General features: G+C 66.7%; 23 protein-coding genes. 14 read left to right on the top strand and 9 right to left on the bottom strand.

Annotation, left to right across the window (positions count from 1 at the left end):
* Positions 1-70 precede the first annotated feature (70 nt).
* The gene (locus A9J21_RS24290; RefSeq protein WP_066740026.1) at positions 71-499 is read right to left on the bottom strand and encodes a RidA family protein; all 429 of its coding nucleotides are present in this window, start codon (positions 497-499) and stop codon (positions 71-73) included.
* Positions 500-624: 125 nt separating this feature from the next.
* Between A9J21_RS24290 and soxR the strand changes: the two genes are divergently transcribed.
* Entirely contained in the window at positions 625-1,137 is a 513-nt protein-coding gene (soxR, locus tag A9J21_RS24295; protein ID WP_066740029.1) for a redox-sensitive transcriptional activator SoxR, read from the top strand.
* Between the two features lie 121 nt (positions 1,138-1,258).
* Positions 1,259-1,588: a DUF4148 domain-containing protein gene (locus tag A9J21_RS24300; protein ID WP_066740033.1), complete on the top strand. Its 330-nt coding sequence runs from the start codon at positions 1,259-1,261 to the stop codon at positions 1,586-1,588.
* 89 nt (positions 1,589-1,677) lie between these two features.
* Here the strand turns inward: A9J21_RS24300 and A9J21_RS24305 are convergent, their stop codons facing one another.
* Entirely contained in the window at positions 1,678-2,661 is a 984-nt protein-coding gene (locus A9J21_RS24305; protein WP_066740040.1) for a tripartite tricarboxylate transporter substrate binding protein, read from the bottom strand.
* A 175-nt stretch (positions 2,662-2,836) separates the two neighbouring features.
* Positions 2,837-4,042, bottom strand: coding sequence for a phosphoglycerate dehydrogenase (gene serA / locus A9J21_RS24310; protein WP_066740045.1), 1,206 nt, complete (start codon positions 4,040-4,042; stop codon positions 2,837-2,839).
* A 229-nt stretch (positions 4,043-4,271) separates the two neighbouring features.
* Here serA and A9J21_RS24315 point away from each other — a divergent pair, with 229 nt between their 5' ends.
* Positions 4,272-5,333 carry an SMP-30/gluconolactonase/LRE family protein gene (locus A9J21_RS24315; protein WP_066740047.1) on the top strand — a complete coding sequence of 354 codons (1,062 nt, stop codon included), beginning with the start codon at positions 4,272-4,274 and terminating at the stop codon, positions 5,331-5,333.
* Between the two features lie 65 nt (positions 5,334-5,398).
* Here the strand turns inward: A9J21_RS24315 and A9J21_RS24320 are convergent, their stop codons facing one another.
* Complete coding sequence (locus tag A9J21_RS24320; protein ID WP_082926587.1) at positions 5,399-7,225, bottom strand: heparin lyase I family protein; 1,827 nt, start codon at positions 7,223-7,225, stop codon at positions 5,399-5,401.
* A gap of 199 nt (positions 7,226-7,424) precedes the next feature.
* Between A9J21_RS24320 and A9J21_RS24325 the strand changes: the two genes are divergently transcribed.
* Complete coding sequence (locus tag A9J21_RS24325) at positions 7,425-8,396, top strand: transporter (protein WP_066740052.1); 972 nt, start codon at positions 7,425-7,427, stop codon at positions 8,394-8,396.
* Positions 8,397-8,598: 202 nt separating this feature from the next.
* On the top strand, positions 8,599-10,248 hold the full coding sequence (locus A9J21_RS24330; RefSeq protein WP_231907024.1) for an S-layer protein: 1,650 nt from the start codon (positions 8,599-8,601) through the stop codon (positions 10,246-10,248).
* A gap of 22 nt (positions 10,249-10,270) precedes the next feature.
* Here A9J21_RS24330 and A9J21_RS31730 read toward each other — a convergent pair whose 3' ends face one another.
* Complete coding sequence (locus tag A9J21_RS31730) at positions 10,271-10,411, bottom strand: hypothetical protein (protein ID WP_156546119.1); 141 nt, start codon at positions 10,409-10,411, stop codon at positions 10,271-10,273.
* A gap of 193 nt (positions 10,412-10,604) precedes the next feature.
* Between A9J21_RS31730 and A9J21_RS24335 the strand changes: the two genes are divergently transcribed.
* The 4 genes from A9J21_RS24335 to A9J21_RS24350 all read left to right on the top strand — a co-directional run bounded on the left by A9J21_RS24335 (position 10,605) and on the right by A9J21_RS24350 (position 14,703).
* Positions 10,605-10,919 (top strand): PepSY domain-containing protein, encoded by a 315-nt coding sequence (locus tag A9J21_RS24335; RefSeq protein WP_066740058.1) that lies wholly within the window; start codon positions 10,605-10,607, stop codon positions 10,917-10,919.
* Between the two features lie 6 nt (positions 10,920-10,925).
* A complete protein-coding gene (locus A9J21_RS24340; protein ID WP_066740061.1) occupies positions 10,926-11,597 on the top strand; it encodes a response regulator transcription factor in 672 nt (223 codons plus the stop codon).
* Positions 11,594-12,928: a sensor histidine kinase gene (locus tag A9J21_RS24345; RefSeq protein ID WP_066740064.1), complete on the top strand. Its 1,335-nt coding sequence runs from the start codon at positions 11,594-11,596 to the stop codon at positions 12,926-12,928. The genes A9J21_RS24340 and A9J21_RS24345 overlap by 4 nt, the downstream gene beginning before the upstream one ends.
* Positions 12,929-13,035: 107 nt before the next feature.
* Complete coding sequence (locus tag A9J21_RS24350; RefSeq protein ID WP_066740067.1) at positions 13,036-14,703, top strand: tyrosine-type recombinase/integrase; 1,668 nt, start codon at positions 13,036-13,038, stop codon at positions 14,701-14,703.
* A gap of 39 nt (positions 14,704-14,742) precedes the next feature.
* Here A9J21_RS24350 and A9J21_RS24355 read toward each other — a convergent pair whose 3' ends face one another.
* Genes A9J21_RS24355 through A9J21_RS24370 form a run of 4 tightly spaced genes read right to left on the bottom strand, consistent with a single transcriptional unit; the run spans position 14,743 to position 18,890 of the window.
* On the bottom strand, positions 14,743-15,561 hold the full coding sequence (locus tag A9J21_RS24355) for an SDR family NAD(P)-dependent oxidoreductase (RefSeq protein ID WP_066740070.1): 819 nt from the start codon (positions 15,559-15,561) through the stop codon (positions 14,743-14,745).
* On the bottom strand, positions 15,558-16,343 hold the full coding sequence (locus A9J21_RS24360) for a citryl-CoA lyase (protein WP_066740072.1): 786 nt from the start codon (positions 16,341-16,343) through the stop codon (positions 15,558-15,560). Before A9J21_RS24360 ends, A9J21_RS24355 begins: the two co-directional genes overlap by 4 nt.
* Entirely contained in the window at positions 16,340-17,863 is a 1,524-nt protein-coding gene (locus A9J21_RS24365; RefSeq protein WP_066740074.1) for a class I adenylate-forming enzyme family protein, read from the bottom strand. Before A9J21_RS24365 ends, A9J21_RS24360 begins: the two co-directional genes overlap by 4 nt.
* A gap of 16 nt (positions 17,864-17,879) precedes the next feature.
* Positions 17,880-18,890: a tripartite tricarboxylate transporter substrate binding protein gene (locus A9J21_RS24370; RefSeq protein ID WP_066740083.1), complete on the bottom strand. Its 1,011-nt coding sequence runs from the start codon at positions 18,888-18,890 to the stop codon at positions 17,880-17,882.
* A gap of 100 nt (positions 18,891-18,990) precedes the next feature.
* On the opposite strand from A9J21_RS24370, the gene A9J21_RS24375 reads away from it, so the two are divergent.
* From A9J21_RS24375 to A9J21_RS24395, 5 genes are all read left to right on the top strand, one after another.
* Complete coding sequence (locus A9J21_RS24375; protein WP_066740086.1) at positions 18,991-19,797, top strand: IclR family transcriptional regulator; 807 nt, start codon at positions 18,991-18,993, stop codon at positions 19,795-19,797.
* Positions 19,798-19,949: 152 nt separating this feature from the next.
* Positions 19,950-20,447, top strand: coding sequence for a DUF4381 domain-containing protein (locus tag A9J21_RS24380; RefSeq protein ID WP_231907025.1), 498 nt, complete (start codon positions 19,950-19,952; stop codon positions 20,445-20,447).
* Positions 20,444-21,460: a VWA domain-containing protein gene (locus A9J21_RS24385; protein ID WP_066740092.1), complete on the top strand. Its 1,017-nt coding sequence runs from the start codon at positions 20,444-20,446 to the stop codon at positions 21,458-21,460. The genes A9J21_RS24380 and A9J21_RS24385 overlap by 4 nt, the downstream gene beginning before the upstream one ends.
* Positions 21,457-23,058, top strand: coding sequence for a VWA domain-containing protein (locus tag A9J21_RS24390; protein ID WP_066740093.1), 1,602 nt, complete (start codon positions 21,457-21,459; stop codon positions 23,056-23,058). The genes A9J21_RS24385 and A9J21_RS24390 overlap by 4 nt, the downstream gene beginning before the upstream one ends.
* On the top strand, positions 23,055-24,134 hold the full coding sequence (locus A9J21_RS24395) for a BatD family protein (RefSeq protein ID WP_066740096.1): 1,080 nt from the start codon (positions 23,055-23,057) through the stop codon (positions 24,132-24,134). The genes A9J21_RS24390 and A9J21_RS24395 overlap by 4 nt, the downstream gene beginning before the upstream one ends.
* Positions 24,135-24,186: the final 52 nt, after the last annotated feature.

Genomic DNA, 24,186 nt, shown 5'->3' on the forward strand with positions numbered 1-24,186 from the left:
GCCGGTCAGCCATACGTTCGTATGCAGACCGGTTGGCGGGCATGGCAGGGTATGGCGGCGCTCGAACGCCCTAGTCGGGCAGTACCGCCACCGCCTCGATTTCGAACAGCATGCCGTCCAGCGCCAGCCGCGGCACCGGGATCAGCGTGCAGGCCGGCGCGGGCCACTCGCCCAGCAGCGCCTGCCAGGCCCGGCTGAAGATCGCCAGCCGCTCCATCGAGTGGTCGACGATCAGCACGGTGATTTTTGCCACGTCGGGGATATCGGCACCCCCGGCCTGCAGCGCAACGCGCAGGTTCGCGAGCGCCTGGGTGACCTGCGCGGAAAAATCCGCGCGCAAGCCGCCGCACATGTCCTCGCCGCCCTGGCCGGCGGCGAACACGATCCGGGCAGGCCGGGTGGCAATCGCCACATGGGAATAGCCGTTCAGCCGCGGATCGTAGAGGTCAGGCGGATTCGTGAATTGCAGGTATGGCGCGCGGGGCGATTCAAGCAGCATGGCAGGGTCCTGAGTCAGAAGTCGCGCCAGTATCGAACCTCAAGCGCACTTGAGGTCAAGCACAGTTGCGATACCATCGCGCCGTACAAGGGAATTCGAATATTCTCCAAAAAAGAGGGATCACCATGCCAAAGACTGCCGCCCCCCGTCGCGCGGAACGCCCGCTGCGGGCTCGCGACCCGCTGACTGTCGGCGAAGTGGCCGAGCGCAGCGGCATCGCGGTATCGGCGCTGCATTTTTACGAATCGAAGGGCTTGATCACCAGCACGCGCAGCGCGGGCAACCAGCGCCGCTATCCGCGCGGCATCCTGCGCCGGCTGGCCGTGATCCGCGTAGCGCAGCGCATGGGGCTGCCGCTGGCCACCATCGCCGGCGCCTTCACGCATCTGCCCGCCAACAAGGCCCCCACGGTGGCCGACTGGCGCCGGCTGTCGGCAGCGTGGCGCGAGGACCTGGATGCCCGCATCCGCACGCTGACCATGCTGCGCGACCAGCTCGACGGCTGCATCGGCTGCGGGTGCCTGTCGCTGAAGGCATGCCCATTGCGCAACCCGCAGGACATGATGGCGCAGCAGGGCCCGGGGGCGCACATCGAGGAGGGCGGTTGCCAGCATCGGCAAAAATCCATCACGCGCTGAAGCTGCCACGCCTGCGCCGGATCGTGACAACCCGACAACTTCGTGCAATCTGAAAAAGCCAGTTGGACGCTGGCGTCCATGATGAATCCTGTTCGCAACCCCTGCTGACAAGGAGCAAATCATGAACACACTGAAGAAACTTCTGCTTGGCGCCGCCATCGTTGCGGCTCCCGCCATGTCATTCGCCCAGAGCGTGCAAAGCGCCCAGGCCCCGGTTACCCGGGCCTCGGTACTGGCCGACCTGATCGCCGTGGAAAAGGCGGGCTACCACCCCGGCCGCAACGACGACGACTATCCCGCCGACATTCAGGCCGCCGAGGCCAAGGTCGCGGCGGAGCAGGGCATCCAGCCCGCGCCAGTGGCAAAGCCGGTAGTCAAGGCGTCGATGCACGCGGCGAACACCGTGCCCCGCATCGACCGTCCACGGAATGCGTTTTATGATGGGGCCTGAAAGTGAACAGGGGCCAATCCGAAAGGATTGGCCCCTTTGCGTTGTCACGTTCGATCAAACCGCGTCACAACAACGCTGCTTGATGGTCCCTACTGATTCTTCATGGCCTCGGCCAGGCGCGAAATGATTTCGCCCTCGCTCTTGAATGCTTTCTGCGCGTAGGCCCCGTATTGTTCCGGGCCCATGTAGTTGGTGACCATGCCGTACTGGCGCGTCACGTTCAGGAACTTCGGGTCCTTGAGCGCGTTGCGGAAGGCTTCGTCGAGACGTTTGACGACGGCCGGTTTCATATTGGCCGGGCCGATGATGCCGAATGGCGAGTTCGACCACACCGGGTAGCCGATTTCCTTCAGCGTCGGCGCATTCGGGAAGTCGGCTGCGCGCTTTTCCGACAGCGTGGCCAGCACCCGCATTTGGCCGTTCTGCACATAGGGCAGCAGCGTGTTGGACAGCACCGCCACATCGGACGAGCCACTCAGCAACGCCGTAATGGCCTCGGCGTCGCCCTTGTACGGCACGTGCGTCCAGTTCGACTGCGACACGCGCGCCAGTTCGGAGATCGTCAGGTGCTGGCTGCCATAGATGCCGGTGGTGCCGTAGCTGATGCCTTTCTTGTTTGCTTTCGCATCGGCAATCAGTTCCTGCATGGTCTGCCACTTGGCGTCCTTCTTCACGGCCACGGCGAAGTTGTAGTCCGCGATCATCGACACGTAGGTCAGATCCTTGAGCGGGTCGTAGCGCATCTTCTGCACGTGCGGCAGGCGGAAGATCACCACGGGCGCCATGCTCAACGTGTAGCCATCGGGCTCGGTGGTCACCATCTGGGTGGCGCCCAGCGTGCCGCTGACGCCGGGCTTGTTTTCCACGACGATGGACTGACCCAGTTCGCGGCCCGCCGCGTCGGCCAGGGCGCGTGCCACCTGGTCGGTCACGCCGCCGGCGCCGTACGGCACGATAAGCCGGATCGGACGGGTGGGGAATTCATCGGCAGCCAGTGCATGAGTGCCGGGCGATGCCGCCAGCAACAGGCCCGAAGCGGCCAGCACTACGCGGAAGAAGCGACGTCGTTGCATGAGGTTGTCTCCTGATTGTCTGCCGGATCGTGCATGTCCGGTCTGCGAGGTTGTTCGCGCAGTATGACAATGCCGCCGGGCGGCGGCTATCGGGAAACGGCGGGGGTGCGGCGCATATCCACCGATTTCATCGCCCGCATGCGGTGGCTGCATGCGGGCTCTGGCAGGGTACTGCCTAGCGGTTCTCGATCACGCGCGAGCGGATGAACGCGTCGTGTTCCATCAGCTTTTCGGCCCATCCTGCTGGCGGCACCAGGCTGATATCGGTAATGACATAGCCGATGTCGCCCTCGGTCTGCAGTTGCTGGGCCTCGATATTGGCGCCGATCTCGGCCAGCGCCTGGTTCAGGTGCGACAGTGTGCCGGGGCGGTTGTAGTGGATATTCAGCACCCGCGCCGGCGAGTCCAGCGGATTGGGCTGGATCTGCGGCAGGTTCACCGCGCCAATCGTGGCGCCGGTTTCCAGGAAATTGGCGAGCTTGGTGGCCACTTCTACGCCGATATTCTCCTGGGCCTCCTCGGTGCTGCCGCCCACGTGCGGCGTAAGAATCACGTTTGGCTTACCCTGCAGCGGGGTCACAAACGGGTCGGCATTGCTACGCGGTTCTTCGGGGAATACGTCGATGGCGGCGCCGGCAATATGGCCGTCGTCCAGCAGTTTCGCCAGCGCTTCGATATCGACCACGGTGCCGCGCGACGCGTTCAGCAGGATGCTGCCCGGACGCATCGCCGCCAGGGCCTTCGCGTTCAGCAGGTTGCGGGTCTGGGGCGTGGCCGGCACGTGCAGCGTCACCACATCGGCGGCGGCCAGCGCGTCTTCCAGTGAGTGCATCGGCACCGCGCCGCCAATCGACAGACGAGGGCGGATGTCGTAGAACACCACGCGCATGCCCATGGCTTCGGCCAGGATACCCACCTGCGCGCCAATATTGCCGTAGCCGATCACCGCCATTGTCTTGCCGCGGATTTCGAACGATCCCTTGGCCGATTTCTGCCATTGGCCCTGATGGGCCGCACGGCTCTTTTCGGGTACGCGGCGCATCAGCATGATGGTCTGGCCGATCACCAGTTCCGCCACCGAACGCGTATTCGAAAACGGTGCGTTGAACACCGGGATGCCGGCATGCGCGGCGGCGCCCAGGTCTACCTGCGACGTGCCGATGCAGAAACAGCCCACGGTCAGCAGGCGCTGCGCGCTGGCAAAGTGTTCGGCGGTCAGGTGCGTGGCCGAGCGGATGCCCAGCAGGTCGTGGTCGCGTACGGCGGCCAGCAGTGCGTCGCCAGCCAGCGCCTTGCTTTGCGTGGCGATGTCGATATGGTGGCGGCCCAGCAGTTGCTGCCCGCTGGCGTGGATATTTTCGAGGAGGAGAGCGCTTGCCATGATTCGGGCGTGCTTCAGGAGAGTTGAGAAGGCATGTCAGGCGTCCTGTCCCGGACGCGCACATCCAGACCATAGCACCGAACCTTTCCCGTGCTGGCGATGTGGGCAAGGCACATCCAAATGCATGTCATCATACAAGTGCTTGCTGCGAGGCAATTTTTCTCATAGGATGTCGGACAACTATAAAAGGTCCGTCTGGACCCATTCCACCATCCGATGAGGAGACAGCATGGACAAGAACAAGACGGGCGTTGACGCGGGGCGCCGCCACCTGCTCAAGGCTGGCGCCGCGCTAGGCGCAGCGGCCGCGAGCGGCCAGGCACTGGCCCAGGCGTTCGAATTCAAGGCCGCGCAGCGCTATCCCGACCCTGCCGTCGAGATCCTGGATCCGAGCTTCGGCAAGTACCGGCTGTTCAGTTCCACCGTGGAGCAGGTGGCCACGGGGTTCCGGTGGGTGGAAGGGCCGGTCTACTTTGCCGATGGCCGCTACCTGCTGTTTTCGGATATCCCGAACAACCGCATCATCAAGTTCGATGAAACGTCGAACCAGTGGAGCGTGTTCCGTTCGCCGGCCAACTTCACCAATGGACACTGCCGTGACAAGCAGGGCCGCCTGGTCAGCTGCGAACACCTGACGCGGCGCGTCACGCGCACCGAATACGATGGCTCGATTACCGTGCTGGCCGACCGCTACCAGGGCAAGCGCTTCAATTCGCCGAACGATATCGTCTGCAAGTCGGATGGCTCGCTCTGGTTCACCGACCCGCCGTTCGGCATTGCCGGGGACTGGGAGGGCGACAAGGCGGCCTCGGAACTGCCGCACGCCGTCTATCGGATCGATCCGAAGGACAACAGCGTGACCCAGGTCATTGCCGACCTGAATGGCCCGAATGGCCTGGCCTTCTCGCCGGACGAGAAGAAGCTCTACATCATCGAATCGCGTGCCCAGCCTAACCGCGTGATGTGGGCCTATGACGTGGGCGCCGACGGCCAGCCTGGCAACAAGACCCGGCTGATCGACGCCAACGGCCCGGGCGCGCTCGATGGCTTCAAGGTCGACGTGGACGGCAATATCTGGGCCGGCTGGGGCAGCAGCGGCGCGCCGGGCGCCGATCCGTCGAAGCTCGACGGCGTGCGCGTGTTCAACGCGCAGGGCAAGGCGATTGGTCATATCCACCTGCCGGAGCGTTGCCCGAACCTGTGCTTCGGCGGCCCGAAGCGCAACCGCCTGTATATGGCCAGCAGCCATTCCGTGTACGCGCTGTATGTGGAGACGCGCGGCGCGGTCTGACCGTCGTCACGCATGGCAGGGTGGTAGCCCAGCCCCGTGTGCACGCGGGCTGGGCCAACCGGCCATTATTTCCGCACGATCAGTCCGATGGCGATGGGGCGCTGGAACCAGCTTTCGTAACTGCCCTGGGCGAGCACGAAAACGCTGCCGGTATAGCGCCCGGCGGGCAGATCGGGATTATCTGCCGCGCGATATTCCAGTTCCAGGTCGCTTTGCTTTTCATAGCCGCCGCAGGCAATTGTGTTATTCATCCTGAACTTGCCGCATGTGCCGGTTTGGCGCCGCGCGCGCACCACGACGGGATAGCGCGCCCCCGTGCCCTGATCGGCAATCGTCACCGTCAATTTCGTGTCCTGCGATACCTGGTCCACCAACATGGTCCGCGGTCCGCTGGCGTCCGACTGGGCAGGCACCAGAAAGCCAATCGTGCCACGCTGGATATGCCGATCCAGGCCGCGCACGCCGGTCAACGTTCCCGGCCTGAGTTCGCCCGAGATTCCGGTCACGAATATCCGGATATCGGCCTTGATGGTTCGGCGATACGCCACATCTTTCCAGCCGAGCGCCTCGACGGTCAGTTTGCCCTCGTAAAGCCCTTCTGGCAGCCCCCGATTATCTTCGCGGTCGAAAAACAATTCGAGCCGGCTGTTCTTGCGGTTCCGGCAGTCAACCGCCACGTTCATGGCGGCGTAGGTGCAGCCATTATGGCGGTAGCCCCGGATATTGACGGCTCGGCTGCGGCCATCGAGCCGGTTTGTCAATTCCACCGAGAACATCGACCGATCTGACAGCCCCGCCGTCCATACCATCGACGCGGGGCCGCCTGTGACGCCCGCCTGCTGGGGGACGATAAACCCAACGGTGCCTTTGTCGACCTCCCTGCCGAAGTCGATCGGGAACAGCAGGCTGCCGGTGCGTCGATTGCTGTTCCATTTGCCCAGCGTGCCGCTGACCACTGGAGACACTTCGCCATATCCTGCATCGGAGCGCCCGATCCGCATGTCGCTGACACGCACGACAATCGGCGCTTCGCTGGTGGTCGAATCCTTTCGTGCCGGCCGGTAGATACCGGTTTTCAGATAGGGCGTGCGGTCGACGGACAGGTTATAGGCGTTCTGGCCCTTTTGCTGGTAGACGAGCGTGTCATCCTTCCAGATCTCGACAATGCCGCTGCTGTCGGTTGCCCATTTCGTGTGAATGACCCAATTGGTCAACGTTCCGGGCACCACGCTGCCAGGGAGTTCGGTGCTCGAACGCTGAATATTGGCTGGCGTGCCCCACGCGCGCGCCACCACCCATTTGTCGTCTTTCTGATGAATCGCCAGGTTCGGGAAATTCCTGTTCACCTTGTCCTTGCCCATGACGGCATGCCATTGCAGGACGATATACCCGGCCTTGTCGGTAATCTGATCCACGGCGATACGCGCGCCGTACCAGCGTTCCTGCAGCCCCTCTTCGGCAGGAAGCGCCAGTTCCGAGCGGAATGTGCCCGGCGTGCCCGGCAGATGGAATTTCACCGGCAGGCGGCCCGGCAATCCGGCCATGGCTTCCCTGGTGACGCGGTCGGAGGTCAGCGGACGCGCGGCGGGGTCGTACAGGGCATCGATCGAAAGCGTCCATTTCCTGAAATCGCCGCGAAAATCGTCCTGATAGATGATTTTCTTCGTGGTATCGAATACATCCGATGGTTTGAGCTGCCGGGAGGCATATTGCGCATTGGCATCGGGCAGCCATGCATGGAATATCCCGAACAGGGCAGCCGTCACAAACCAGGCCCGCCAGCATTGGCGGGCGCGGAAACTCCCATTGCTTCGCATAATGGTGAACTCCAGTACGGTGATGATGGAAGGGAGAAAACAAGACGGGACGAAAAATCCCGCGTCTGATTCCATCAGCACCGGCCGGTGTCATCGTTGTTTGCGGTCAATTCGGAAACCGTGGCCGAACGGATTTCAAGGCGATGCCACGATTCGAAAAAAACATTCAACTCGCGCACCTATAAAAGTGAATTCCAGACACGCTGGAATCTGAGAGGATGCTGCAACCCTTTTTCGTTACTGCAGCACCCTCATACGCCCGCAAGGAGACCCCATGATTCGCGCACGTTCGGCCGTCTTCGGTGTCATGACAGTGGGGAGCCTGCTGTCGCCATTGGCCGGACACGCTACCGAAGGCGCACTCGGCCGGCCGGTGGCGGGCACCAGCGTGTCGCCGAACGTTGGGGTGATTCCCGACCAGCCAGTGTGGATTGCCAACCTGCAGCAGCTCTATATGGATGGCTCGGTCGGCAGCGGCCGCGAGGTGCCGGTCGGCGGGCGAACCACCGCAGGCATCGATGCCAAGATCGCTTTCACGCTGGCAACGATGATGAAGGTCTGGGACACCGGGCCCGGTGCCTGGAATTTTGCGTCGAGCTTCACGCTGCCGTATGTCTGGACGACGGTGCATACCAGCGCCGTGTTCGCCGGCCCCGGTGGCAACACGTTCTCGCGTGGCGCCTCCGACCGTGCGTCGAACCTCTATGACATGTATTTCAGCCCGCTGATCGCCGGCTACCACTTTTCGAAGACCACCCATATGGCGTTGAGCTTCAACGTCTGGGCGCCCACGGGCCAGTACGACAAGAACGCGCTGGCGAATCCCAGCCTGAACAACTGGACCTTCGTGCCGCAGGTGGCCTTCACGCACCTGATGCCGGAATACGGGCTGGAATTCAATGCCGTGGCGGCGTTCCAGTTCTATACGCGCAATACGGCCACCGATTACCAGAATGCGCCGCTGTTCACCCTGGACGTGATGGGCGTGAAGAAGTTTGGCAATTGGGGGGCGGGTCTGGTGATGGGGACGATCCAGCAGCTCGGCGACGATACCGGCCCCACGGCAGACCGCCTGAACGGCTTCCGCGGGCACGACTTCACGATCGGCCCGATTGTCACCTATGACACCAAGCTGGGCGGCAAGGCCCCGCTGTCATTCAGCCTGCGCTGGGTGCCGACGGTGACCAGCAAGAACCGGCTCGACAGCACGGCCACCGTCATGGCCACGGCCACACTGGTGTTCTGATTCCGGCGCGCGACCCGAAAATATCACTAAAGCATCACTTTCCTGTCATGTGACATTGTCATTATCGCGCCCAAAGATGAGCCGGTCAGTGCGGCTGGACCTTTGGGCGCGCCGATCCGTTGACGTTTGACCTCAAGGCCGAAGCAGCACGGCGAATTGGGTCGAAATATCAACAGGATAACGGGGAAGTTTCATGCGTCACATGAAGTCTGCAATCAGCCTGGCGGCGGCAATGACCGTCGCTTTTGCGTTCTATGGCTGCAACGGCAGCGACGACACCAGCAGCACCAGCGGCAACAATGGCGCCACGCCGCCCACCACCACGCCAGTCACGCCTGCCACGCCTCAGGCGGAAGTCACCGGCAAGTGGACCACGGGCGACCTGCATGTCCACACGACCGAATCCGACGATGCGCAAAGCAAGCTGGTCGACGTGCTGGACCAGGCCATGATCACCAACAACCTGGACTGGACCGCCATCACGAACCACCTGCGCGTGTCCACGCGCGACCAGAACGGCACCGCCATCGTGGGCGGGCCGCTGCCGTTCTCGAAGGCCATGGCCGACTACGAAATCCCGGCCGTCCGCCAGCTTCAGGTCAATGGCAGCTATGTCAACAAGCTGATCTTCTCGGCGTTCGAATGGGATATGCCGACCCACGACCATATGAACGTGGGGATTTTCACGGGCGCGCCGCTGGCTACGGCCACCAAGGCCGCCAACCAGTTCGAGTATTACTTCACGAACCGCCCCGACACGTCGTTCGATGCGGTGGATGTCGCCAACTGGAACGCCGCCGGCACGCGTGCCTATACGACCCACGCCGATGCCGTCAAGGCGGTGGCCTGGCTGCGTGACAACTTCCCGGACTCCAGCTACGCGCTGATCAATCACCCGTCGCGCAACCCTGGCAAATACACCGCCGCCGATTATCGCGAGTTCAACGATACGGCCCCGAACATCGCATTCGCCGTGGAAGGCATGGTCGGCAACCAGATGGAGCCGGATCGCGGTGGCTACAACTCTGCCTACATCGACGCCAACCTCAAGAGCCGCGTCTACGGCGGCGTGGACTACGTGGTGGCACAGGTTGGAGGCATCTGGGACGCGATGCTGGGCGATGGCCGCCGATTCTGGAACGTGGGCGACTCCGACCACCACTTCAAGACCGTCGGTACCAACAGCAGCGGCTATTTCCCGGGCGAGTACGCCAAGACCTATGTCTGGATCGAGAACAAGAACACCGGCATCAAGGGTGTGCTGGAAGGCGTCCGGTCGGGCAAGATGTTCTCGGTCTTTGGCGACCTGATCAACGCGCTGGACTTCAACGTTGCCAGCGGTGCCAGCAAGGGCGAGATGGGTGGCGAACTCAAGGCCAGGGCCGGCGAGACGGTGACCGTGACCATCCGCTTCAAGAGCCCGGATCGCAATAACTACCAGTATCCGATCAATGGTGGCGTCAGCGTCAACATGCGGCCTGTGGTGGACCATATCGACCTGATCGCCGGCGATGTGACGCCGCGCGCCGCGTCCGGCACGCCTGGGTACAGCAAGGACACCAACGACTCGACGAAGGTGGTTGCCACGTTCACGTCGGCCGACTGGAAGCTGGACAAGGACGGCTACAACACCGTGACCTACACCTACAAGGCCGCCAAGAACCAGTACTTCCGCCTGCGCGGCACCAATCTGGGCATGAATGTGGCCGGTGAAACGACCAACGGCAATCCGCTGCCGGACAAGCAGATCTCGATCACGGACGCCAACGCGCGCTTCGATGCGATCAACGCGCGTAACTACAACGACCTGTGGTTCTATTCGAACCCGGTGTTCGTGACGGTCGGCTCGTAAGGCCGATCATTGCCGGTCCTGCCTAGTGGCCCAGCGTCTGGAGCCAGAAGGGCAGGCCGGCACCGGCCATGGCCACCGCCAGCGGGGCCAGCTGGGCCAGGCCCGCGCCAAGGCTGCGCAGGGTGGGGTAACGCGGGGACAGGAGTTTGCTGGAACGTGACATGGTGCCGGGGTTGTGGGAATCTTGAGGGCATCATGCGCCGTGGTACCTGAATGGCACCTGAGCATTCCGTTCAGGCGCCGTTCAGCTTGCCCGGCCGAGAATGCCGCAAATGACTGCCTCGCCCCCTCCCACATCCGCCGTCACGGGCTCGCCCGCTTTCCGTTCCGGCGCACGCCTTCGCGGCGCCTGCCGCATGCTGATCCTGCTGGCCGTGCTGGGCGCGGCGGGCAGTGCCGGCGTGGCGCTGGCCGATACCGACGCCGACCGCGCCCGCGCGGCCCTGCGTTCCGGCGAGATACTGCCCCTGGCGCGCATCCTGGACACCGTCTCGCGCCAGTATTCGGGCGACGTCATCGACGTGAAGCTGGATCGCGACGACGGCATCTGGCAATACGAAGTCAAGCTTCTGCTGCCCACCGGCACCGTCGCCAAGCTCGAATATGACGCACGCGATGCCAGGCTGCTCAAGGCCAAGGGCCACGATCTCGACCGCGCGCGCAAGCCCTGAACCGCCATGCGCATCCTCCTTGTCGAAGATGAAGGCACACTGGCCGCCCAGCTTGCGCAGGCACTGACCCAGGCCGGCTACGCGGTGGATCATGCCGCCGACGGCATCGACGCCGAACACCTGGGCGCCGAACATCCCTATGACACGGTCGTGCTCGACCTGGGCCTGCCCCGGCTCGACGGCCTGACCGTACTCAAGCGCTGGCGCCAGGCCGGCAACGATGTACCGGTGCTGATCCTGACCGCGCGCGACAGCTGGGTGGAGAAGGTGGAGGGTATCGACGCCGGCGCCGACGACTACCTGACCAAGCCGTTCCGCACCGAAGAACTGCTGGCGCGCATCCGCGCGCTGATCCGTCGGTCTGCCGGCCGCACTTCGCCCACGCTGGCCTGCGGCCCCGTGCTGCTGGCGCCCGGCAGCGGCCAGGTCAGCGTGCACGGCAACCCGGTCACGCTGACCGCGCACGAGTTCAAGGTGCTGGACTACCTGATGCACCACCAGGGCACCATCGTCAGCAAGACCACGCTGACCGAGCATATCTACGCGCAGGATTTCGACCGCGACAGCAATACCATCGAGGTCTTCGTGGGGCGCCTGCGCCGCAAGCTGGGCGTCGACGTTATCGAGACCGTGCGGGGCCTGGGCTACCGCATGCGGCCGCCGGCCGACGCCGCATGAAGCGCGCCTCGATCGCCCGGCGCCTGCTGGGCATTGCCACGCTGTGGATCGCGGGCACGCTGTGCACCACCGGCTGGCTGCTGGACACGCTGTTCGGCCGTCACGTCGACCGCACCTATATCGCCGAACTCGACCGCGACCTGACCAGCCTGACCGCCGCGCTCGAATGGCGCGCCGACGGCAAGCTGGAACTGACCCGCCAGCCGGCCGATCCGCGCTTCGAACTGCCCTATGCCGGGGCCTACTGGCAGGCGTCGTCGGGCACCCAGACGCTGCGCTCGCGTTCGCTCTGGGATGTCGATATCCCCGTGGCCGTGGAACGCCGGGTTGGCGAGGGCGAAGCCGATATCCGCGTGGGGCCGCGCGACCAGTCGCTGCTGGTGAAATCGCGCCGGCTGCAACTGACCGGCGCCGATGCCCCGGTCGACATCACCGTGGCGCTGGACCGCACCGAGCTGCGGCAGGCCAAGCGATCGTTCCGGCATCTGCTGTGGCTGTCGCTGGGCGTGCTGGGCCTGGGCATCCTGGGCGCGGTATGGGCGCAGATCCGCTTCGGGCTGGCACCGTTGTCGCGGCTGCGCGCGGCGGTGGCACGGCTGCAGGCGGGCCAGGCGCCGACGCTGCAGGGCGCGTGGCCGGCCGAAGTACAGCCGCTGGTGGACGAGATCCACCTGTTGCTGCGCCGCAATCATGAGGCGGTGGAGCGCTCGCGCCGCCAGGCGGCAGACCTTGCGCATGCGGTCAAGACGCCGCTCGCCATCCTGGCGAACGATGCGGCAACACTGACCGCGCCCGCTTCGCAGCGCGTGATGCTGCAGGTGGATGCCATGCGGCAGCAGGTAGACCGCCACCTGGCGCGGGCCCGGGCAGCCGGAGCGGGCGGGGCGGCCGGCGGCGCGGTGGCGGTGCGTCCTGCCGTTGACGAACTGGTGCGCGCGCTGACCCGACTGCACGCCGACAAGCCCATCGCCGTCGATATCGAAGGCCAGGCCAGCTTTGCCGGCGACCGCCAGGATCTGGTGGAAATGCTCGGCAACCTGCTGGACAACGCGTGGCAGTGGGCCCAGGCCAGGATTCGCGTCGATCTGGTGACGCAGGCCGCCGAGGTGGAAATCCGTATCGACGACGATGGCCCCGGCATGCCGGCCGCCGCGATGGCGCAGGCCGTGCAACCGTATGCGCGGCTCGACGAGTCGGCCGAAGGCAGCGGGCTGGGGCTGGCGATCGTGCGCGATGTCTGCGCGCTATACGGCGGCAGCTTCGAGCTGGCAACCTCGCCGCTGGGCGGGCTCGGGGTGCGTGTACGGCTGCCAGCGGCGCCTGCAGGCTGATCGCTTTCTCCCCGCTCCAACACGACGGGAGCGCGAGCCGCGTCTCCCGCGTCTCCCATCGGGTATCATCGCGCCCTTTGCTGTTTGCGGTTCCCGCTTTTCATCCCTTGTCTTCCGCCGTACCCCGCGCCGCGCAGGCCGTTCGCCGGCGCCAGCGCCCGCCGGTGGCCCCGGCGCGTTTGCTCGGGCCGCATCACTTTGCCTACTACCGTGGCTACCTGCAGGGTCTCGACCTTGGCCGGCTGGCCGCACGCTATCTGACGCCGGGCCTGGATCTGCGCCAGGCACGTACCACGCTGGCCTGGATCGAAGCCGAGCTGGCACGCGGCATCAAGCGGCTGGCAACGCGCCCACGCGCCGATGGCGAAGCCGCCATCCTGACCGAGAAGACCTGGCTGGCGATGATCGTGCCGCCCGCCACCGAGAGCGCCACCGCACGCCAGACACGCCAGCGCAAGCTGCTGCGGGCGCTGGATGCGCTGCAGCCACTGCTGCTGGTACGCCCCTTGCCGGGCGACGCCGTAGCCGGCTGGTTCACGCCGGCCATCGCGGCCCGGCTGGTGGCAACGGGCTGGACCACGTTGGGCGCACTCGGGGCAGCCGTCGCCGCCGATCCACGCACCTGGTATCGCCACGCGCACGGCATTGGCGAAGCCACCGCCCGCGAGGTCGAGGCATGGCTGCACGCGCAGGCGATGACGCCGCGCCGTGCGGATGTGCCGGATATGCCCGACGCTGGCCCGCCGGCGCTGGCTCCGCTCGAATCGCTGCGGCACGCGGCAGCCCAGGCCGATGTGCGGATCATCCAGACCTGGCTGGAAGAGTACGGCCCGGACGGCAGCCACACCTGGCGCGCCTATCGCACCCAGGCAGAGCGCTTCCTGCTGTGGGCCGTTTTCGTGCGGAGCAAGACGCTGGCAAGCCTGGACGCCGACGATTGCCGCGCGTACCTGGCATTCCTGGCCGATCCACAACCGGCCGCGCAATGGGTGGGGCGGCGTGGCTCTGCGCGCAATGGCCCGGACTGGCGGCCGTTCGAAGGGCCGCTATCGCCGTCGAGCATCGGCCATGCGGCAAAGATCCTGAAGGCGCTATGTGCGTGGCTGGTGCGGCAGGGACACCTGCCCGACAACCCGTTCGCATCAGCCGCGCAGCCCCAAGCGGCCGCCGCGCCGCGCATCCAGGCGGATCGCAGTCTCAGCCGCACCCAATGGCAGCACCTGAAGCAGTACGTAGGCGCGCTGCCCGCCGATGATCCGCGCACGGTGCGCCTGCAGTTCATGCTGAGGCTTGTGCACGCCACGGGGCTGCGTGTCTCGGAGCAGGGGCAGCTGACCGTGGCGCATCTGTCGCAGACCGACGGCTGGCGGCTGCGCGTGCCGGGCAATCGGGCTCGCACCAACGACCTGCCCGAAACCGTGATCGACGCCTTGCGCGATCACATGGAAGCGCGCGGGTTGGGGCGCGACGTCGAACGGTTGCCGGCCGCTACGCCACTGATCGGCCGCGTGCTGCAGGAAGCCGATGACACGCCGCTGTCTGTCGCCCAGGTTGCGGCAATCTGGAAGCGCTGCTTCACGCGGGCGGGCCAGGCGTTGGCGGACGAAGATCCCACGGCGGCCACGCACCTCGCGCAGGCCAGCGCGCACTGGCTGCGGCACACGGCCCGCGCCCACGCGCTGGCGCGCGGCGTGGGCCGCAAGGCCGTGCAGCGCCAGCTGGGTCACGCGTCGGCCAGCACCACCGCAGCCTATGCCGACTCGGATCTGCACTGAGCACCTCACTGACCACCTCACCGACCACCTCCCGGTCTGCTACACGTACTTGCCGGTCAGGCCTCCATCCACCACCAGTTCGGTGCCGGTCACATACGCGGCCGCATCCGACGCCAGGAACGCGCAGGCGTGGGCCACCTCCCATGCCGTGCCCATGCGCTGCAGCGGCACCTGCCGGCTGCGCGCCGCGCGGGCATCGTCAAGGGTGTCGGAGAACTGCTTCGCCACCGTGTGTGCAATACGCGGCGTGTCGATCAGGCCGGGCACCACGCAGTTGGCGCGGATGCCCTGGCCCGCATACTGCTGCGCGATCATGCGCGTGAACTGGATCACGGCGGCCTTCGTCACGCAATACGACAGGTGCGGATAGCCGAGGTAGCGCAGGCCGGCCACCGACGAAATCGTGACGATGGCACCGCGCCCGCGCTCGGCCATCGACGGCAGTACTTGCCGCGATGCCAGCAACAGGCTGCGCACGTTGACGTTGTGGGCCGCGTCGAAGTCGTCCAGCGCGGTGTCGAGCGGGCCGCCCGGCTTGCCGATGCCGACGTTGTGATGCAGCACGTCCACCGGCCCGAACCGCTCGCGTGCCTCGGCAAACAACCGCACGACGTCGTCTTCGACCGCCACGTCGCCAACTAAGGTTTCAGCCTGGCCGCCTTCGGCCCGGATCAGTGCCGTGGTTTCGGCGGCCGACGCCGCGTCGCGATCGGCCACACAGACGCGCGCACCCAGGCGTGCATAGGTCAGGCTGGCGGCCCGGCCGATGCTCCAGCCGGGGCCCGCCGAGCCACCGCCCGCCACGAATACGGTGCGGTCGGCCAGGCTCAGGGGCAGGGCGTTCGGGGGCATGGTCATGCGTGATCCCCATGCGGCGCGTTGCCCACGTAGGGAATTGCTTCCTCGACCACATCCCAGATATGGCGGCCCGACGGGCTCTGCTGTTCCTCGACGATATGCGCCACCAGACCTGCCGCGCGCGAAATCACCGCGAAACCGCGCATGACAGCCGTCGGCACGCCGATTTCGCCAAGCAGGGCGGCCACGGCGCCGGTGGCATTGATCGTGATCGCACGGCCATAGACCTCGTCCACGGCGGCCGACAGGCGCTTCAGCGCACCGATATGCGCGCCGGCCAGATCCGTCTCGGCTTCGCCCAGTTCCAGCAGCTTGTAGGCGCGCGGGTCCACCGGCTTGTGCAGGTGGTGGCCAAAGCCGGGCACCGGGGCCTTGCGTGCCTTGCAGTCGCGGGCGATGGCGAGCGCTTCGGCGTCGGGGTCCTGCGCGGCCAGGATGCGGTCCAGCAGCTGCGAGCAGTTTTCCATGGTGCCGACAAACGAACTGCCCACGGCCAGCAGCCCGGCCGACACCGCGCCCTGCAGGTTCTCGGGCGCGCTCATGTAGATCAGGCGCGTGGCAATCGCGCTGGGCGTCAGGCCGTGTTCCATCAATACCACCAGCACCATGTCGGCGATGCGCATATCCACGGGCCTTGGCTTGCGTCCCAGGATCTGCATCAGCATTACCTCGGTAAACGTGGTCTTGCCAAGCAGGTCTTCCACGAGGTTGGCGTCGCGATAGTGCAGGCTGGTCAGCGTATGGGTGCAGAGCCGGGTCACCGGCTTGTCTTGTTGGCTCATGCTTGTTCTCCGGAAGGTTGCGCGGCCAGGGCCTGGTCGCGCACGGTGTTCTTCAGTACCTTGCCAACGGTGGAGCGCGGCAGGCTGGTGTGGAAATGGATCTGCTTGGGCGTCTGCACCGGGCCCAGCCGTTCGCGCACGAACGCGATCAGGTCGGCGGCCGCCGCCTGGCAGCCTTCGCGCAGCTGCACCGCAGCGTGGACGGCTTCGCCCCATTTGTCGTCGGGTACGCCGAACACGGCGCATTCATGCACGGCCGGATGCTGGCCCAGCGCGTTCTCCACATCGATCGGATAGACGTTGAAGCCGCCCGTGATAACCACGTCGCGCAGGCGATCCTTCAGGAACAGGAAGCCACGCGCATCGATCAGGCCCCGGTCGCCGGTATGGAGCCAGCCATCGACGATGGTGGCGGCCGTCAGGTCGGGGCGCTTCCAGTAGCCGGTCATGACCAGGTCGCCGCGCGCCACCACTTCGCCCACCTCGCCAGCGGGCAGCAGGCGGCCGTCGGGGGCCATGATCGCCACGTCGCTGAACCAGGTGGTGCGGCCCACCGACGCCAGGTTGCGCTCGTCTTCGAAATCGTCGGGACCGATCACGGTCAGCAGCTGCGGCGCCTCGGTCTGGCCGTAGGTGGTAGCCATCACGGGGCCGAAGAACTCACGCGCCTGACGGATCTTCTCCGGCGGCATCGGCGCGCCGCCGTAGATCAGGCGGCGCAGGGCGGGATAATCGGCGCGCGACGTGCCGGGCAGTGCCATCAGCATGTAGATCAGCGTGGGCGGCATGAAGCAGACCGTGCCGCGCCGGTCGCGGAACGCGGCGCGCACCGCTTCGGCGCCGCTGCCTTCCATGATCACGTGGCAGCCGCCCTGGGCCAGGATCGGCATCACATAGGTGGACGTGCCATGCGTGATCGGCGCGGCCATCACATAGCGATCCGCCTCGGTGAATCCCCACGCATGGATCTGGTTGACGATATTGGTCAGCCAGGCGCGATACGGCTGCATCACGCCCTTGGGTGCGCCGGTGGTGCCGCCCGTGAACTTGATGGCCTGCGTGGCGTCGCGGTCCAGGTCCAGCACAGGGCGCGCCGCGCCCGCGTGCTGCGCGACGGCCGATGCAAGCGACTCGCCCGGGCCCGGCGCCTGGTCGGTGTAGATGCGCGTGCCGGGCGCACCGTCGAGCAAGGCTGCGCATGCGGCGTCCAGCACGACGATGCCTGGCGTGGTGGCGTCGACGATGCGCCGCAGTTCAGGCTGCGTGCTCTTGGGATTCAGCGGCACCCAGATCTTGCCGCTCGCCAGCACGGCCAGCAGCGCCACGATGTGCTGGGCCGAGTTGCCGGCGCAGATGCCCACACAGCTTTGCGGTGCCGGGTCGAGCTTGATGAAGTGCGCGGCCAGCGCGGCCACCTGGGCGGCCAGCTCGCGGTAGCGCAAGGCGCCGTCCGGGGCGTCGATGGCGATGTTGTCGGGCCAGCGGTCGGCGGCGCGCCAGAACAGGTCGATCGGAAACATGGGACTCTCGGACTCCTTAGTTGACGCGTGCGCCCGATTGCTGCACTACGTCGTGCCAGCGCTTGATCTCGGACATCGCAAAGTTGCGGCATTGCTCGGGCGTGCCGGGTTCCGGCGTGGCGGCCAGGTCGCGCATGCGTTCGCGCACGTCGGCATTGCCCAGCGCCTTGTTCAGCGCGGCGTTGAGGCGGTCCACCACGGGGCGGGGCGTGCCGGCCGGCGCGGAGATGGCAAACCACGACTGCACGTCGAATCCCGGATAGCCCGATTCGGCCACCGTGGGCACGTCGGGCAGCAGCGGCATGCGTTGCGCGCTGGTCACCGCAATGGCGCGCAGCTTGCCGGACTTCACATGCGGCAGCGCCGACGGCGTGTTGTCGAACATCGACTGCACCTGGCCGCCCATCAGGTCGGTCACGGCCGGGGCACTGCCCTTGTAAGGCACGTGCAGCATGTTGGCGCCGCTGCGGGTGCGGAAGATCTCGCCGGACAGATGGATCGACGACCCGCTGCCCGATGACGCGAACGTCACCCCATTGGGCGATGTCTTCGCCAGCTTCACGTAGTCGGCCACGCTCTTCACCGGCAGGGCGGGATTGACCACCAGCACGTTGGGAATGCGGGCGATCATGCCGACCAGCTCGAAATCCTTGGCCGGGTCGTAGTTGAGCTTGTCGTACAGCGTGGCGTTGATGGTGTTGGCGATGGTGTAGACGTACAGCGTGTAGCCGTCCGGCGTGGCCTTGGCGACCACCTCAGCCCCCACGTTGCTGTTGGCCCCGGCGCGGTTTTCCACCACCATCGGCTGGCCCAGCGCCTCGCCCATCTTCTGCGCCACCAGCCGGGCCAGCACGTCGGTGGCCCCCCCGGCCGCGTAGCCAACCACCAGCCGCACCGGGCGCGTGGGGAATGCGGGATCGGCGGCCAGCGCCGGGGAAGCGCCGCACACCAGCGTGGCGGCAACGGCAACGGCGCCCGCAAGGGCATGGCTGAACAGGCGCCTGCGCGCCCGGCTGCGGATGGTCATGATGGCTGTCTCCTGTTTTTGGATATCGTGGCCGGCGGACGCTTGGGCGTGGCTTCTGCGGCATACTGCGGACTGCATCCCGGCCAGCCAATTCTTTCCCATGCGTTCTCGTACTGCGAATCAGAACGTCCGCCAGGCGGACGATCAGGGCCAATCCGTCGAAGAGGGCGCACGCGCCTTGCGGCGCGGCCTGACGCTGCTGGATGCCATCCTGGCGGGCGGCAAGGACGGCTTGCGCGTGGTGGACCTGTGCCGCGCCGCAGCGCTGGAGCGGCCTACCGTCTACCGGCTGCTCGCCACGCTGATCGAGTGTGGCTATGTGGTGCAGCGCGGGCGCTTCCGGTACGTAAAGGGCCCGCGGCTTGCGGCGCTGCCGCAGCGCGGCGAGTCTGCCGACCTGGCCGAGCGGCTCCATCCGGTGCTGGCCCGCATCAGCCAGGCCTGCGGCGATGCAGCATTCGGCATCGTCCGCGACGGGGCGCTGTCACGCTGCATCGCGCGCCATGTCGGCACGCATCCGGTGCAGGTACTGGTGATCCAGGTCGGTACCCGCCAGCCGCTGGGGGTGGGCGCCGCCGGGCTGGCGCTGCTGGCGGCGCTGTCCGATGGCGCGGTGGACGACGTCATCGCCACCAATGCCGACGCGCTGGTGCAATACGGCGGCATGACGCCCGACCGCATGCGCATCCTGATCCGCGCCACGCGCGAGCGCGGCTACTCGGTCATCGGCAACCACGCCACGCGCGGCGCTCTGGCAGTGGGCATGGCCGTTGCGGATCGCGATGGCGAACCCGTGGCCGGTATCAGCGTAGCCACCACGCTGGCCCGTATGCCGCGCGAGCGGCAGCAGTTGCTGGCCCGTGTGATGCGCGATGCGGTGCGGGATCTGCTGCCGGAAGGGTTGTAGCCTAGGCGGCCGGTTACCGAAATCGCTAAATATCGGCGCCAAAAACTCTGAATTCGGATTCCGCCGGCCTCGGCGTAACCTGCCCGCATGCAGTCGGCTCGGGCCTGGTCCCGCCCGGCCTGTTCCGACGCGCCATGGGGAGGACCCGTCAGGTGAACGATCTGGCCGATATCGTCACGCCGCCCCCGCCATCCTGGTTGCCCCAGACGGCGGGCTGGCTCGTGGCCGGCATCTGCGTGCTCTGCGCCTTGCTGTGGCTGGGCTGGCGAATGTGGCGCCACTGGCGCGCCAACCGTTATCGGCGGGCCGCGCTGAGGGAACTGGGCCGCCTGCAGGCCGGGTTGGATGCCGATGGCCCTGAAGGTGCGGATCGCGCGCAGGCGCTGCTGGGGTTGGCGGAACTGCTCAAGCGCACCGCGCTGGCAGCCTGGCCGCGCGAGACCGTGGCTGCCCTGTCCGGCACGTCCTGGCGCGATTTCCTGCTGGCCCACGCCGGGCGGGCGACGGATGCCGTGCCGCCGCTGGCCGCCCTGATCGAAACCGAATACCTGAACCGCGCCGCGCTCGGACACTGGCCGGCACAGCAGACCCGTGACACGGCGGCTGCCTGCCGCCGCTGGATTGCCGAGCATCAGGCGCCGCCCGCATGATCGCGTTTGCCTATCCGTGGCTGTTCGTGCTGCTGCCCCTGCCGCTGCTGGTGTGGTGGCGGGTGCCGCCGTATCGCGAAACCAGTGCATCGGTGCGGCTGCCGTTCTTTGGCGAGGTCGCCAGCGCGGCCGGGCTGCAGCCCGCCGCCGGCGCGCATGTGCCACGGCGCAACCTGATGCAGCATCTGCTGGCGCCGCTGGCCTGGGCGCTGGTCGTGGTGGCGCTGGCGCGGCCGCAGTTCCTGGAGCCGCCGGTCTACAAGAGCGAACCCGTGCGTGACCTGCTGCTGGCCCTGGACTTGTCGCAGTCGATGGACACCCGCGACTTCAAGGACCCCACCGGCGTGGTCGAAGCGCGCGTGCAAGCCGTACGTCAGGTGGTGAGCGATTTCGTGGCCCACCGGCCCGGCGACCGCATCGGACTGATCGTGTTTGGCGATGCGCCATATCCGCTGGCGCCGTTCACGCTCGACCACGCACTGGTGCGCACGCTGATCGACGACATGGTGCCCGGCATGGCCGGCGCCAGCACGTCGCTGGGCGATGCCATCGGACTCGGCATCAAGATGTTCGACAACAGCCAGGCCGCCGAGAAGGTGCTGATCCTGCTGACCGACGGCAATGACACGGCCAGCCGCATGCCGCCAGCGCAGGCAGCGGATATCGCCCGGACGCGCGGCGTGGTGGTGCATACCGTGGGCATTGGCGATCCTGCCGCCACTGGCGAGCAGAAGGTGGATCTGCAAACGCTGCAGCGCATTGCCAGCGCCACGGGCGGCCGCTACTTCTTCGGCGCCGACCAGACCGCGCTGGCATCGATCTATGCCACGCTCGACCGCGTGACGCCACACAAGGAAAAGACGTTGAGCTGGCGCCCGCGCCGCGAACTGTTCATGTGGCCGCTAGGCGCCGCCGTGCTGCTGGTGCTGGCGTACCAGGTGGCCATGGCAGCCTATGCGTACGCGCTGGCACGCGCGCCGGAGTCGAACGTGCGCAAGGAGCCCGCTGCATGAGCGATGGCCTCCAGGCGCTGACCCAGTTCCATTTCCTGCGCCCCGCGTGGCTGCTGGTGCTGATTGCCGCCGTGTGGCTGCCGTGGGCTTTGAGCAGGCAAGCCGACGTGCGGCGCCGCTGGCGCGGGACCATCGCCCCGCATCTGCTTGACGCGCTGGTCGTGCGCGAGGGCCGCCATCGCACGGTGCGCCCGGTGCATATGACGGCGCTGGCCCTGGCACTGGGCGCGCTGGCGCTGGCCGGGCCCACGTGGGAACGCGAGCGGCCGCCGTTCCTTTCGGACAAGGCGCCGCTTGTCATTGCCGTGGACCTGACGCCCGACATGAACGCGATCGACATCACGCCAACCCGGCTGGAGCGCGCCAAGCTCAAGATCAAGGCGTTGCTGGCCCACCGCGACGGCGGCCGCACGGCGCTCTATGCCTACGCCGGTTCCACCCATCTGGTGCTGCCGCTGACCGACGACGCGGCATTGCTGCAGACCTTTGTCGATGCGCTGCAGACCGCGATCATGCCCGTGCCGGGCAAGGACACGGCACGGGCGGTCCAGACCATCGGCGCGGCATTGTCGAAGGAACCGGTGCCCGGCACCATCCTGCTGCTGACCGATGGCGTGGAGCCTGCCGCCATGGCGGCCCTGCAGCAGCGCGACAAACGCACGCAGATCGTGGTGCTTGCCATTGGCACCGCCGCAGGCGGCCCGCTGAAGGCTGGGGACGGTGCGGCGCCCGGGCTCGATGCCGCGGCGCTGCACCGCCTGCGCGACACTGGCGTACCTGTGGCAACGTTGACCACCGACAGCGACGACGACGTGGCCTGGGTACAGCGCCACGTCCAGTCGCACGTGGAGCAGGCAAGCGCCCAGGACACGCTGCGCTGGCACGATGCAGGCTGGCCGCTGACCATTCCCATCGCCGTGCTGGCGCTGCTCTGGTTCCGCAAGGGCTGGACCATCCGCTGGCTGGCGTCGCTGGCCCTGGCCGTGCTGATGGCGGCGCCCCGCGGCGATGTGCTGGCACAGGCCAGCCCGCCGGAACGCGGCTGGCACTTTGTCGATCTATGGCTGACGCACGACCAGCAAGGCCGGCGCGCGTTTGCGCGCGGCAACTACGCGGCGGCGGCCACATTGTTCGATGACCCGATGTGGCGCGGCGTGGCGTACTACCGCGCCGGAAAATTCGACGAGGCGGCCCGGGCCTTCGAGCAGATCAGCACGACCGACGCCCAGTTCAACCTTGGCAATGCACTGGCCCGGCAGAACAAGTACCCGGAAGCCGCCGCCCGCTACCGGCTGGTGCTGCAGCAGCGCCCCGGCTGGCCGCCCGCGCAGCGCAACCTGGCGCTGATGCAGCAGGCCATCGAGCGCCAGAAGCAGGCCGAGAAGAACGACAAGGGGGACGAGGAACCGCCCGACCTGAAGCCCGACCAGATCGAACTGGACCCCAGCAAGCCGCCACCGCCGCCGGGCGGCGACAAGACACAGCAGGGGCTGGTGCAGCAGAACGCCGACATGTGGATGCGCGCGATCCAGACCTCACCCACAATGCTGCTGGCGCGCAAGTTCGCGTTGCAGTCACAGGCCCAGGCCCGGCCATGACGATGCGCTGGCTGGCGGTTCTGCTGCTGTTCCTGTCCGGCGTGGTCCAGGCCGCCGCGCCCACGGTGCGGGTGCGGGTGCTGGGCCAGCAGCCCGTGGTGGCCGGGCAGTCGGTACAGATCGAGGTCACGATCCTGACACCGAATTTCTTCCTGTCGGCGCCCGCGTTTCCGGCGCTCCAGGTGCCCGGTGCCGTGGTGACGATGCCGGACGAGCGGGGGGTGAATTCCACCGAGACCATCGATGGCACCAGCTATGCGGGCATCCGCAAGATCTACGTGTTCACGCCGCAGACCGGGGGCGATTTCACGCTGCCGACGCCCGAGATTCACTTCCGGTGGTCCGGCGATGGCGGCAAGCCGCAGGATGCCACGGTGACGCTACCGGCCATCACGATCCATGCGGGCGGGCAAGGGAACGATAGCCAGGGCGCTGCGCCTTCGGCTTCGGCCCCGTCCGCCGCGCCCCTGCTGCCGGCCGCGCCCATCCACATCCAGCAGACGTTCGACCAGCCTGTCAGCGGCAAGGATGCGCACCTTCGGGCTGGCGATGCACTGGTACGGACCATCACGATCTTTGCGCCCGGCACGCCCGCGATGATGATCGAGCCGCCCCAACTGGCCGCGCCACGCGGGGTGCGGCAGTTCCGCGCCGATCCACAACTGCAGGACGGCGTTGCCGCCAGCGGCGACGAGCCGGCCGGCACAAGCGGCGGGCGGCGTGTGGAGACCATCACCTATGTGTTCGAAGGCAGCGGCCATTACACGCTGCCGGCGGTTTCCGTGGCGTGGTACGACCCGGCCACCGGCAAGCGCGCGCAGTCGTCCGCGCCAGCCGTGACCATCGACGTCGCTCGCGCCGCCCCCGGACTGGGATTGGCGCCCTCCGGTGGGACACCGCTGCAGATCCCGGACTGGCTCGACTGGCGGTGGGTGGCGCTGCTGGCAGGCGTGTTGATCGGGGCGGGCTACGCGGCATGGCGCTGGCACAAGGGCTGGCGTCCGCACGGCCGGCGCGCGCATGGGGACGGGCCGCACCGCCGCAATGCGCCCCCGCTGCCGCCACTGAATCCGTAGTTCACAAAATCATTCAGATCAAAGTTCCAAAAGTTTGCATTCCGCTCTGGCA

The organism is Cupriavidus sp. D384, from assembly GCF_001652915.1.
GTDB lineage: Bacteria > Pseudomonadota > Gammaproteobacteria > Burkholderiales > Burkholderiaceae > Cupriavidus.